13 protein-coding genes are annotated in these 12,286 nt (G+C 68.7%); all 13 read left to right on the forward strand.

Translation table 11 applies throughout. The features are described 5' to 3' along the window. Positions 1 to 7: 7 nt before the first annotated feature. The 13 genes from QSK17_RS11575 to QSK17_RS11635 all read left to right on the forward strand — a co-directional run bounded on the left by QSK17_RS11575 (position 8) and on the right by QSK17_RS11635 (position 12,211). Positions 8 to 1,159 carry a M24 family metallopeptidase gene (locus QSK17_RS11575; RefSeq protein WP_285704648.1) on the forward strand — a complete coding sequence of 384 codons (1,152 nt, stop codon included), beginning with the start codon at positions 8 to 10 and terminating at the stop codon, positions 1,157 to 1,159. 2 nt (positions 1,160 to 1,161) lie between these two features. Further along, complete coding sequence (locus QSK17_RS11580; RefSeq protein WP_285704649.1) at positions 1,162 to 2,571, forward strand: NAD(P)/FAD-dependent oxidoreductase; 1,410 nt, start codon at positions 1,162 to 1,164, stop codon at positions 2,569 to 2,571. Positions 2,572 to 3,660: 1,089 nt separating this feature from the next. Next, positions 3,661 to 4,395 carry a hypothetical protein gene (locus tag QSK17_RS11585; RefSeq protein ID WP_285704650.1) on the forward strand — a complete coding sequence of 245 codons (735 nt, stop codon included), beginning with the start codon at positions 3,661 to 3,663 and terminating at the stop codon, positions 4,393 to 4,395. Between the two features lie 578 nt (positions 4,396 to 4,973). Next, complete coding sequence (locus QSK17_RS11590; protein ID WP_285704651.1) at positions 4,974 to 5,315, forward strand: hypothetical protein; 342 nt, start codon at positions 4,974 to 4,976, stop codon at positions 5,313 to 5,315. 122 nt (positions 5,316 to 5,437) lie between these two features. Next, the gene (locus QSK17_RS11595; RefSeq protein WP_285704652.1) at positions 5,438 to 5,836 is read left to right on the forward strand and encodes a hypothetical protein; all 399 of its coding nucleotides are present in this window, start codon (positions 5,438 to 5,440) and stop codon (positions 5,834 to 5,836) included. 29 nt (positions 5,837 to 5,865) lie between these two features. Next, complete coding sequence (locus QSK17_RS11600; RefSeq protein WP_285704653.1) at positions 5,866 to 6,291, forward strand: hypothetical protein; 426 nt, start codon at positions 5,866 to 5,868, stop codon at positions 6,289 to 6,291. 100 nt (positions 6,292 to 6,391) lie between these two features. Further along, the gene (locus QSK17_RS11605) at positions 6,392 to 6,691 is read left to right on the forward strand and encodes a hypothetical protein (RefSeq protein ID WP_285704654.1); all 300 of its coding nucleotides are present in this window, start codon (positions 6,392 to 6,394) and stop codon (positions 6,689 to 6,691) included. A gap of 67 nt (positions 6,692 to 6,758) precedes the next feature. Continuing rightward, on the forward strand, positions 6,759 to 7,811 hold the full coding sequence (locus tag QSK17_RS11610; RefSeq protein ID WP_285704655.1) for a DUF4192 domain-containing protein: 1,053 nt from the start codon (positions 6,759 to 6,761) through the stop codon (positions 7,809 to 7,811). A gap of 6 nt (positions 7,812 to 7,817) precedes the next feature. Continuing rightward, positions 7,818 to 9,308: an ATP-binding protein gene (locus tag QSK17_RS11615; protein ID WP_285704656.1), complete on the forward strand. Its 1,491-nt coding sequence runs from the start codon at positions 7,818 to 7,820 to the stop codon at positions 9,306 to 9,308. Then, complete coding sequence (locus tag QSK17_RS11620) at positions 9,292 to 9,597, forward strand: tudor domain-containing protein (protein WP_285704657.1); 306 nt, start codon at positions 9,292 to 9,294, stop codon at positions 9,595 to 9,597. The genes QSK17_RS11615 and QSK17_RS11620 overlap by 17 nt, the downstream gene beginning before the upstream one ends. 29 nt (positions 9,598 to 9,626) lie before the next feature. Continuing rightward, positions 9,627 to 10,190, forward strand: a complete 564-nt coding sequence (locus QSK17_RS11625; RefSeq protein WP_285704658.1) for a hypothetical protein — start codon at positions 9,627 to 9,629, stop codon at positions 10,188 to 10,190. Between the two features lie 204 nt (positions 10,191 to 10,394). Continuing rightward, complete coding sequence (locus QSK17_RS11630) at positions 10,395 to 10,946, forward strand: hypothetical protein (RefSeq protein WP_285704659.1); 552 nt, start codon at positions 10,395 to 10,397, stop codon at positions 10,944 to 10,946. Positions 10,947 to 11,185: 239 nt separating this feature from the next. After that, the gene (locus QSK17_RS11635) at positions 11,186 to 12,211 is read left to right on the forward strand and encodes a DUF932 domain-containing protein (protein WP_285704660.1); all 1,026 of its coding nucleotides are present in this window, start codon (positions 11,186 to 11,188) and stop codon (positions 12,209 to 12,211) included. The last annotated feature ends 75 nt before the right edge of the window (positions 12,212 to 12,286 follow it).

Raw genomic sequence — 12,286 nt, forward strand, 5'->3', positions numbered from 1 at the left:
GGACACCATGGAGCTCCCCTTCCCCATCTCGACCTACCACGAGCGGATGTCCCGGGTGCGCGCCCGGATGACCGAGCAGGGACTCGACGGCCTGATGCTGTCCATGCCCGACGTCGTGCACTGGCTGACCGGCGTCAACTCGGTCGGCTACCTCTGGCCGCAGGCGCTCATCGTCGACAGCTCGGCGGGCGAGCCCACCTACATCACCCGGACGACCGAGGCGCCGGGCGTCGCCTTCTGCTCCTGGCTGACCACGCCCCGGGTCTACGACATCGCGGTGGAGAACTCGGTCGAGGTGATCGCCGAGGTGATCAGAACACGCGGCCTCGACCAGGCGCGGGTCGGCGTCGAGCTGGACGCCTTCACGCTTTTGCCGGGCAACTGGGACCGGCTGCGCGCGGCGCTGCCCGGGGTTACCTGGGTGGACGCCTCCAACCTGGTGCCCGAGGAGCGCCTGGTGAAGTCGATGGCCGAGATCGCCTACCAGCGGCAGGCGGCGGAGATGGCCGACTACGCGATGGAGCGGGTGTTCGAGGCGATCCGGCCGGGCATGGCCGAGACCGAGGTGGCGGGGATCGCGGCCAAGGCGCTCGGCGAGGCGGGCAGCGAGTTCGCCGCGATCCCGCCGATGGTCGTGTCCGGTGAGCGCAGCGCGCTGGTGCACGCCCTGGCCTCCCGCCGCACGTTGTCGCGCGGCGACGTGGTCTGCGTCGAGATCGCCGGTGTGGTGCACCGCTACCACGCGGTGCTGATGCGTACCGCGGTGATCGGCGAGCCGTCGGCCCGTGTCCGCGAGGTCGCCGACTGCGCGGGACGCGCCACCGAGGCCGCCATCGCCGCGGCGAAGCCGGGCGCCCCCGCGGCGGCGCCCGAGGAGGCGTGCAACGCCGTGCTGAACGAGCTTGGCCTGTTGCCCAACCGGTGCCACCGGGTCGGCTACAGCCTCGGCGTCGCCTTTCCGCCCGGCTGGCTGGAGCCGATGACGCTGGTCAAGGGAGACCCGCACGTGCTCGGCCCGGACATGTCGTTCACGATCGAACCGAACCTCAGCCTGGCCGACGAGGGGTTTGGGATCAAGATGGGCGACACCGCGCTGTGCACACCGGACGGGTCGGTCAGCCTGTCCAGGCTCGACCACTCGCTGCGCGTGGTCGGCTGACCATGAGGGACTCGATCGCCCGCGCGGTCGCGGCGGCGGCACCCCGGCCCCTCTGGCTCGACCTCGCCGCCACGACCGGGCGGGCACCCGAGAGCTCGCCCGCCCTGGCCGGGGACACCACCTGCGACCTGGCGGTCGTCGGGGGCGGCTTCTCCGGCCTGTGGACGGCGCTGCTGGCCAAGGAACGCGACCCCGGACGCGACGTCGTGCTGATCGAGGCGAAAGCCGTCGGCTGGGCCGCGTCTGGCCGCAACGGCGGCTTCGTCTCCTCCAGCCTTACCCACGGCCTGGCCAATGGAGCCGACCGCTGGCCGAGCGAGATCGCCACGCTGGAACGGCTCGGCCTGGCCAACCTGGACGAGCTGGAGCAGACGATCGCCCGCTACGGCATCGACTGCTCCTTCCAACGCAAGGGCAAGATGTGGGCGGCCACCCGCCCGCACGAGACCCGCGCGCTGGAGCACATGTGCGAACTGGCCGCCAGGCACGGCAGGGAGATCACGCCGCTCTCCGGTGACCAGGCCCGCGCCCGGGTGGGCTCCCCCACCTACCTGTCCGGCGCACTGGACACCGAGGGGTACGCGCTGGTCGACCCGGCCGCCCTCGCGTACGGACTGCGCGCCGTGTGCGAGCGGCTCGGCGTGCGCGTCTTCGAGCGCACCCAGGTGACGGGTCTGACCGCCACGCCGAAGGGGATCGTGCTGGCCACACCGTACGGACGGGTCGGGGCCGACCGGGTGGCGCTGGCCACGAACGTGTTCCCTTCACTGCTGCGGCGGCTACGCCTGTTCACCGTCCCGGTGTACGACTACGTGCTGGCCACCGAGCCGCTCTCGGCCGGGCAACTCGCGTCGATCGGCTGGGACGGCGGTGAGGGCGTCAGTGACTGCGGCAACCAGTTCCACTACTACCGCCGCACTCCAGACGACCGGATCCTGTGGGGTGGCTACGACGCGGTCTACCACTACGGCAGCGGTCTTCGGCCGGAGCTGGACCAGCGGCCGGAGACGTTCCTGAAGCTGGCCGAGCATTTCTACCGGACGTTCCCGCAGCTGGAGGGGGTGCGCTTCAGCCACTGCTGGGGCGGCGCGATCGACACCTGCACCCGCTTCACCGCGTTCTACGGAACGGCGAAGGCGAACCGGGTCGCCTACGCGCTGGGCTTCACCGGCCTCGGCGTCGCGTCGACCCGGTTCGGCGCCAACGTGATGCTCGACCTGCTCTCCGGCACGCCGACGGAGCGGACGGAACTGGAGATGGTCCGTTCCCGGCCGATCCCCTTCCCCCCGGAGCCGCTGCGCTACACCGGCGTGGAGCTGACCCGCCGCTCGATGGCGGCCGCCGACGACATCGGCAGGCGCAACCTATGGCTGCGCACACTGGACCGATTCGGCGTTGGCTTCGACTCCTGACATCCGGGCTCCGGCCAGCCTGATCGGCCAACGCGAACGCGGTCCTGCCGTCGGGACCGCGTTCGTCCTTTCATTGGAACACGTACCTAATGGGGGCGGCGCAGGCTGTGGTGGCTACCTGGGTGGCCGAAACTCGCGGATCCTTCGGGGGGTACGGCGGCACTGACGTGTCCGCGTGTGACCGTCATTGTCGCCCTGCGCCGCTCTGTACGCATGTCTTCTACTGAAAGTGACTCTCGGTTTGTGACCTGCGCTTTCAGGAGTTGTACGTGGCCCTCCCCGAGCCGTTCCATGGCCCGCATGTCGAGCCGCTCGCCGCGGAGCGTCTTGCTATCGAGTGGAGGAGGCCGACGCCCAGGTGTGCCCGGATCCGGGTGAAGGAGCACACCTGCGAGTGTCAGGGGACGCTCTATGAGCTGTGCCAGGCGGGTGGTCTGCGGTTCATCCGCCGGTCGATCCGAAAGGGGCGGCGCGCGATGGTGAGCGAGACGATCTGGATGCCATCCGCCAAGACAGAGCGCCTGTGGAGGCTCCTTCTCGCCGGCGGGGTGGCTGACAGCGGGCTCCGGCGAGAGAACTCTGGCCGATCGGATGACCGGCCGTCAGCCGATAGGTGGCCGGTTGAGAGTGGCCGAGGCGATAGTTCGAAGGTCGCAGGTCAGCCCACGGTATCCCCGGCCGGTCGCCGACCCGACTGACAGGCGGACGCCGCGTGATCACGGGACGGGAGGCTTGGTTTGTGTGCGTTTCCCGGCCCCTCAATTAGTTAAATCCATCAAGTTTCATTGTTTCAGATAATCCGACGTTTGTCTTTGGCGTTTACGGGCTGCCTATTGTCGTGTTGGGTGCTTTTTGGCATGGCGTCAATCTGGTCATTTGACCTGGGGAAACACTGTAAAGGCATGCCGAATATCGTTGATTCGATCGCCGTCCTGATGTTCAATTGAAGTGACCAAAGAAAGGCGCGGCACGCATAGTGCGCCGTGTGGGATCGGATCAGGGAGAGCGATCGTGTCGAATGGAATTCCTGGAAAGTGTGTTCCCGCGAATGTTCCGGGAGAGAAGCTCACGCCGGAGGACATGGCGCGCGTGACTTCGGACGACTGGGCGGAGATTCGGAAACTGGCGCGCGGCTACTGCCGCACGGTCGACGCCACGCGGTCCCGTAAGCGCATGGACGGAAGCGCAACCGTCGTCAAGCAGGGACACGCACCGTACGGCACCGACGACGTGTCGGACGACGTCACGCAGGATGCCGTTCTTCTGTTCGCGCAGCGACTGCGGGACATCACCACGTCATGCCGGGCGGCATCCGAGAGTACGGCCACCGAACCCGCGTGGGTCTATGTCCGGCGCGATGGTGGCGAGATGACGATTACGCGTACGACGCTACGGCGGTGGGCGGTGCGGGACGCCGCCGCGCGGAACGGCTACCGGATCGACATTCCGCCGGGAGAGATCGACGCCACGCCCGGCGCTCAGCTCATGCGCGGCCTGCCGCACGCTGAGAACGTCACGCGCGCGGCTGTGGCGTTCTGCGTGGCGCAGAACAGCGCGGCCATCTTCCGTCAGGCGTTCGGTGACGGTCGGGACTTCCCGGTCATCGCTCAGGCCATGGACATGGCGTCTCAGGCGGACGACTTGGGACGCGCGGGGATCCTTAGCCGGATCGCTCAGACGCGGTACGGGGGCGCGTACGGTTCACGCCGTAACGTGATCCGGGTGCGCGACGCCGCCCGGGCGGAGTGGCGGGAACTGTCGGAGCGCCTCGACGACGCCAGAAGCGCGGTGGCTCACAGCGGTAACGAAACCATGGGCGACTGACGAAAGGTCGCGAGAAAGGGCCTCAGAGACCGCTCTGGGGCCCTTTCTCTATGGCCCATTCCTGTGGGGCGTTGCGCACTCTCGTGAGAAATCAAGCGGTGAAGAATCTTGGAAGTCGCCGGACGGTTGGGCGGTCGTGCGGCCCGTATTTATATGAGAGTGAAATTCGCCGGTACGCGCGCGACGCGGACGGCGCTGCAACGCTCCAAAATGCTGTTATCCGGCCTCACTCACTTACGCCGTGAACAGCTATGGTGGCCGGAACGGCGACCGTTCGCCCGGGTGCTCGAAACGAAAGGAAATCTCACCGAGCGCGGACGGTCGGGCCGTTCCGGTCACCGTATTTAAATGAGAGCGGTTCGCGTCGCTGAAGCGCCGCGAACGCTTCAACCCGCCGTGCGCGGAAGCTTTCGCGGATTTCCACGCGCGGAAGCGCGTACGCGCATATCGATACCGGTCGCCGATCGCGCAGCCGCGTTCGGTGCCGGTGCCTGCTCCTGTGGACGGCGCAAGAGGACACGCGCCATGGATGTGGCCCGGGCATCAGGCCGGGGCCGTGCCGCACACAGGGAGTCCGGATGGACATCAGCCAGGCATTGACCAACATGATCAAGCTGGAGATCGCTCGTAAGGAGTTCTCCACAGGATCCAGGGGATTCCACGGCACCGGCAAGATCATCGTTGATGGGGTCAGGTACCAGGCTCAGGCTCAGGCCGTACTGCTCGGCTCGAAGGACGACCCGCATCTGAAGGTGGACGCGTCGACCGATGAGATGGCTGCCGCGCTCACGGCTCTGGTCGCGGACGGCCTTCAGGCCCGCACGTTCAGGACGGGCCGGACCGGCTTCCGGGCTGACGGGAAGGTCGAGGCACGCGGCCAGCGATTCCAGGCCAGCGTTCAGGCCGTCCGGCTGACCTGACTGACCCCAGCATCCCAGCGCGCCGGGATCTCGCGTGTCCCCCGGCGCACGTCCGCGATCCCGTCCGGGGCGGTACGGCAGGCCGCCCGGGACGGACCACCCACTGTGAGAGGAGCGTTTCTATGGAGGTGAATCCTGCCGCCGATCCGGGATGGGCCGTGGGGGACCTGACCGTGTTCACCGGCGGCCGGGTGATGCGGGTGACCGCGATCGGCGCGGTGCGGGCGGACAGCGCCACGCTGGTTCCCGCCGCCGACCCGTCCGGAGAACCCGAGTACGGGGTGACGGCCACGCTCACGCCGATGCCCAAGGATGCCGAGACGATTACCTGTCTCGGCTGCCTGTGGAACACCCATCTCTGGATCGACGCCACGCACACCAACCGGTCATCCGGGGCGCGCATGCGGTTGATCCGCTGTTCCCGCTGCTTCGTTGACGCCCTGTATGTCCGGGACTGCGAGATCCACGCGACCAGTACCACCGTACGGCCGCATCATCTGGAGCGCCGTCGCGACTGGTGACGGGCTCCGATCACACCTTTGGAGTCGCCATGGCGATGACGCATGCCCTCGCCCTGCCCGCCGGGTGGATCATCAGCTCCCGGTTGATGCCCGCCTGGCTGATCGACGCCGATCACGTGCTGGAACTGGAAGCCGTCGGACGGACCGATGAGGGCCGGATCCGCTGGCGGTACCGGCTGTCACGATGCGGCCGAACGATCTTCGCCGCGTCCGACATCTGCTCGGCTGTCGGAGCGGACCTGACCACTCAGGAACTGGTCAGCGCGGCCCGCACAGTGCTGTGCTTCCTCACCGCACGCGAGGGCGACACCGACGCCGAATACTTCGCTGTCTACACCCGCGCGCAACGCGCGTGGCGCGATCGGTACGCCGAGGAACTGTCGGTGTACGCCATGGACGGCTGGTGCGGCTACTGCGGTGGAAACCACCTGTCGCCCGGCTGCTCCTCCCTTTGACGCTCCTTCTGCCACGGGCCGGTCAGGGAGCGCGCCGTACGGCTCTGCTCCCGGCGTGTACGGCGCGCTCCCTGACCGGCTCATCGAAGGGAGAAAGATCATGGGGGTCTGGTTCGGGTTCTGGCACGGCGGTACCGGATACAGCCCGCCGGAGCCCGTTGATCTGGAGGAGTTCTCCTCCCTGGCCTATGCCCAGGCCAAGCTGTCCGATCGGCACCGGCACGGCTACTGGCGCCGTTCCCGCTTCGCGTTCATCGCCCGGGAGCCTGCCGAGGTGCTCACGCCCTGCGTGGGCGACGACTGCGAGATCACCCTGTACGGCTCTCGCGACGCGCTCGACTGCCCCGACCGGCGGATCTTCCTGGGCCCGCGCGGCGGTGTGCGGGTCGAGCGCTGCTGAACCCCTGTCCTCTCCTTACCGGCCCTCGGCGTCCCGCCGAGGGCTTCGTCATGTCTGGAGGTTTCCCATGACCACTGTCCCGACCGTACGGCTGGCCTCACCGGCCGATCTCATCGCCGTGGTGCCCTACCTTCTCGGCTTCCACCCGGAATCGAGCCTGGTGGTGACCGTGCTCGACACCGAAAACCGCACCGTCGGCGGAGTGGTCCGCTACGACCTGCCCTCCGACCCGACCGATGCGCCGGGCCTGGTCGGGCACCTGACCAGCGTCCTCACCGGCAACGCGGCACGGCAGGTGATGTTGCTTGGATACGGCACCGGTGCCCAGGTCACGCCCGTCATCGACGCCGCCACCGAGGCACTCAACACGGCTGGAATCGAGATCATGGACGCGTTGCGCGCTGATGAGGGCCGGTACTGGTCCTACACGTGCACCGTGGCGGGATGCTGCCCGCCGGAGGGCGTCCCGTACGAGCCGACCGCCAGTGCAGCCGCCGCGACCGCCGTGTTCGCAGGATTCGTCGCACGCCCAGACCGCGCGGCGCTGGCCGCCACGCTGGCCCCGGCCGAGGGGCCGGACCGGGAGCGGGCGGACGCCGCGACCCGCGCCGCCTGCGCCCATGTCCGAACACTGGCCGGGACCGATCACGACTGGTACCGCGAGGGAACCGACCAGATCGCCGCGGCTCTGGAGCACGCGCAGGCGGAGGAGGAGTTGGACGCCGATGAGGTCGCCTGGCTCGGCGTCCGCCTGACCGGGATCTTCGTCCGTGACGCCGCGATGACCTTCATCGGGCGGTACGACGAGGAGACGCATGTCCGGCTGTGGAGCGAGGTCGCCCGCAGGGTGCCGCCGGAATTCGCCGCCGCCCCGCTCTCGCTGCTGGCGTTCGTCGCCCTCGGCACTGGGGATGGTTCGCTGGCGCGTGTCGCGATCGAACGGGCGTTGTCGATCGATCCGGGCTACCGGCTCGCGCATCTGATCGGCATGGCCCTGGATCATGGGCTTCCCCCGTCGATCACCTCCGCAGTGAACTGCGCTGACATGGCCGGGGAGATCGAGGCTCAGGCCCGGCGCCACCCGCAGGGCGCGCGCCCGGTCCTCCCCGAGGGGTGGTGAGGCTGGATGGGACGCGCGTTCACGCGCTCGGCCGCCCTGATCGGCGTCACCGGACACATCCTGGACATCGAAGCCGATGCCGGAGCGGGACCGCCGGAACTTCACCTCATCGGCCTTCCGGAACGCTCGGTGTGGCCGGCCCGCGACCGGATCCGCGCCGCGATCCTCAACAGCGGCATCGCCTGGCCGGACGCTCGGGTCACGCTGAGCGTCTGCCCCGACGCCATGCCGGTCTACGACAGCGCCGCCGATCTCGCGCTGGCGGTCGCGTTCCTGGCCGCCACCGGGCACGTCCCACCGGAGCGTCTCGCCGGGACGGTGTTCCTCGGTGAGCTGGGGCTGAACGGCGGGATCCGGCCGGTCCGAGGCGTCCTGCTCGCCATCCGCGCCGCCGCAGCGGCCAGGCTCAACACAGTCGTGGTCCCGGCCTTCTTCACGGAGATCACCGCCCAGGTCCCCGACGCTGCGGTGATCCCTGCTGCCCGCCTCTCGGATGTGATCGCCTGGCTGAGGGACGGCACAACCCACGGAGATGCCGTCGAGGCGGAACCTGTCGTGGTGACGCCTCCTGCGGTGGACCTGGCGGACGTTCCGGGGAACCGCACCGCCCGCCGCGCGCTGGAGGTGTGCGCGGCTGGAGGGCACCACCTGCTCCTGCGAGGGGAGGGCCCGGGCACCATGCTGGCCGAACGCCTCCCCGGGCTCCTCCCGCTCCTGGACGGCACCGCAGCCCAGGAAGTGGCCGACATCTACTCGCTGGCCGGGCGGCATGACAGGATGCCGGGTTCGATGCCGCCGCTGTGCGCGCCGCACCACACCTCCACCCCTGCGGCGATCTTCGGCAGCGTGGCCGCCAACCGGCCCGGTGCCGTCTCACTCGCACATCGAGGCGTGCTGCATCTCGCAGACGCACCCGAGTTCCCGGGCGTGATCCTGGACGGGCTGTGCCGCCCGATGGACAGCGGGGAGATCCTCCTGGCAGGGATGGGCCGCAGCGTCCGCTACCCCGCTCGGTTCCTGCTCGTTGTCGACGCGAGTGACTGTCCATGCGCGGACCGGCGGTCCTGCTCGTGTTCACCTGGGGTGCGTCGCCGCTACCTGGGCCGCCTGACGGCACTGATGCCACGGATCGAGGTCCGCGCCCGGACCGAGCCCATCGCCCGGCCTGCCCAGCCGGGTGAATCCACCTTGGTGGTGGCGGCGCGGGTGCGAGAAGCGCGGGAACGGGCCGCCGCGCGGCTGGCGGGAACGCCATGGCGGACCAACGCCGAGATTCCCGCGCTCGAACTGCGCACCCGCTTCCCGTCGGAGCCGGAGGCCGTCGAGCTGCTCCGCTCCGCCGTACACACCGGAGTGCTGACCGATGCGGCGCTGCCCAGGCTGCTGCGCGTGGCATGGACGATCGCCGACCTACGCGGCGTCGACCGCCCGGCCGAGCATGACGCCGCCGGTGCGCTGGACCTGTGGAAAGGGGCGATTAATGGTGAGGGTCGGTGACCGCGTGCTGGTCCGGCCGATCTTCCGCATCCCGGTACGCCCGTGGTGGGCCGAGTCCTATCAGTCGCCCTTCTACTACCCGGGCACCGTCGCCGAGATCGTCGGTGACGGGCGTGTCCGGGTGAAGCTCGACGAACCACAGCACCCGGCTCCGTGGGAGAGCCCGCTTCAGATCTTCCACGCCGCCGAGGTCCACCGGTACGGCTGCCGCTGCGCCGAATGCGGCACGCCCGGCCGTGACATCTACCGGTTCCTCGCCGATCAGGCGCAACTCGCCCAAGACAAGTGATCCCGACATCGCGAAAAGGAGGCTTCGCCGTGGAGGCTGCCGACATCGACAATCTCGTGACTCAGGTCGCCGAGCACCTGGACGGGTTCAGGCCGCTGATCCGGCCCGGCCATCCCGCCTACCTGATCGGCCCGGACGAGACCCGGCTCGTCGTCTACCCGCTATGGAGACAGGCGGGACGAGTCATCGTGCTCGGGGTTTACCCGGACGGGAGTGGCGGCCTGTTCCCGGACCTGCGACGGCATCAGGTCACCGTGACATCGAGTCGAGGCGCCGAGTACGTTGCCAGAAAGATCGCCCGTCGGCTGCTCCCCGGCTACTTGCGGGATCTGGCCGCCTGCCGGGAACGGCTACGCGGCCGGACGACCGAGAACGCCGCACGGGATGATCTCGTCGAGACCCTGCGAACCCTGCTCCCCGGGGCGACGGTCAACGAGAAGCAGCGGGAGACCGTTGTGCGATGGCGGCTCGGCGCGGCTTCCGGATCGTTCGCGGTGTACGGCGAGGGCGCCAGCACCTCGATCGAGGTCCGGATGGCCGATCGCGAGCTGACCGAACGCGTCGCCTACGCCATCCACGAGCGTTTCTCCTGACCGCCGGAAACATGGAGCAGATGCCACCCTTCGCCTCGTTGGCGAGGGGTTTTCGCTTTTCAGGACCTTCCCGGCCCCGCGCACTCGCCGGGCCGGGGAGCTGCACGCCGCGCGGTTGCTCAACGCGGGAACGGGGTCGCCTCCCTTCCTGGCTGCGCGGCGGCTCTTTTCCACGGACACCCATTCGAAGAAAGGACGTGCGCGGTGAACAGGCAGGAGATGGAGGAGTTCGCTATCAAACTCGCGCCCGTGCTGGACGGTTTCACCGCCGAGATCGCCGACGATCGGCCGGTGTATCTGGTTCGTCCAGACGGCGCATGCCTGGTCGTCCACCGGGTGTGGAAGCGCCCGGAACATGTGAAGATCATCGCGGGTTATCTGGGCGGAGACGCCGGATACGGCCTGCCCCGCCACGAGATCACCGTTGCCGTCGCGCGTGGCCCGGAGCGGATCGCCGCGGACATCAGGCGGCGACTGCTCCCTGCCTACGAACGAGACCTCGCCATCGTCCGGGAACGCATGACCAAGACCGCCGTAGAGGACGCTCAGCGCGCCCGGTTCCTCGGCCGACTGCGCCGCCTCATCCCTACTGGGGATGTCGTGGAGGAGGGACGGCGACTGGTCGCCCGATGGCATGTCGGGACCGCCGGGTGCGTGCTGACCGCATCGGGGGAGGCGTCCACCTGCCGCATCGAGATCGACGGAGCTGACCACGATCTCGTCGCACGCATGGCCCGCGCCCTCACTTCCGAGTGATGACCCAGAGGGGCACCGATCAGAGTTTCTGTTCAGCACGAAGCTCCTGAGGCCGTTCACAGGCGCGCCTCCGGTCGGGGAGCCCGCCCGCATCCATGCGTTCCACGTGCGCAGTCCGAGCGCCGTGCTGCATCTGCCCCTCGGCCATGGAGCTATCCCTGCCAGCTAACCCTCACGCACCCCCTTAGGCACCGGCCCCCGGCCGGTGCTTCTCCATTTCGACTGATACGGAGGAGAACATGTCCAGGGAGTCTCTGGAGTGGCTGAACGCCAACACCCTGATCGGCTTCACCGGCAAGCGCGGAACCGCCTGGCACTACCGCGCCAGCATGCAGGGCGAGGAGCCGAACCACTACGTGGGCCCGATCCCGGTCGACGACGTCAAGCGGCGGCTGTTCGGCTGGCAGGCCCTCTCGCGACCGATCTACGTGGAGGATCCGCGTGGCGGGCTCGCCCAGGTACCCGACCGGCAGGCGATCCTGCGCAGCGACAACGGGCACGTCATGGGGATTTTCTCCGACGGCTACGAGCCACATCCCTACGTCGAGTGGTTGATCAACAACGTCTCCCGGCTGCTGGACGCCGATCTGTCGATCGGATCGGCCGGTCTGCTCAAGGGCGGGGCGGTCGCCTGGGTGTCGGTCGAGGTGCCCGACAACATCGTGACGCCGGAAGGTGTCGAGTTCCGGCCGCATCTTTTCGCGGCGACGTCGTTCGATGGCTCGTTGGCCACGACGTTCAAGCGGGCGGTGACCAACATCGTGTGCGACAACACCATGGCCGCCGGGCTCGCCGAACGCGGCCAGCAGGTCAAGATCAAGCACTCCCGGCACTCGAAGCTCAGGCTTGCCGAGGCCCGCGACGCGCTGAACATCGTCTACGCCCTGGCCGACGAGTTCTCGGCGGCGGTCCGCGACCTGTGCCGGGTGGAGGTCACCGGCCGGCAATGGCTGAAGTTTCTGGACGCCCACACGCCGATGCCAGATCAGCGAGGCCGCAGCCGCACCATGGCCGAGAACAAGCGCGACACCCTGACCAAACTCTGGAACCACGATCTGCGAGTGGCGCCATGGAGGGGCACGGCTTGGGGCGTGGTCCAGGCGATCAATACCTTCACCCATCACGAGCAGAACATCCGCGGTGCCGTACGAGCCGAACGCAACATGCTCCGCGCGGTGACCGGCGGCATCGACGAGCTCGATCAGGGCACCCTGCGCACCCTGTCCACGGTGCTGGATCGCCCACTCACCGCCGTCGCCGCCTGAACTGAACCCCGCAGCCCACCGTACGGCTCCCGGCCACAGCGGGCGGGAGCCGTACCAGCCCGGAGAGAACTGACC

Origin of the sequence: Microtetraspora sp. NBRC 16547, assembly GCF_030268965.1 — a bacterium.
In the GTDB taxonomy this organism is placed as follows: Bacteria; Actinomycetota; Actinomycetes; order Streptosporangiales; family Streptosporangiaceae; genus Microtetraspora.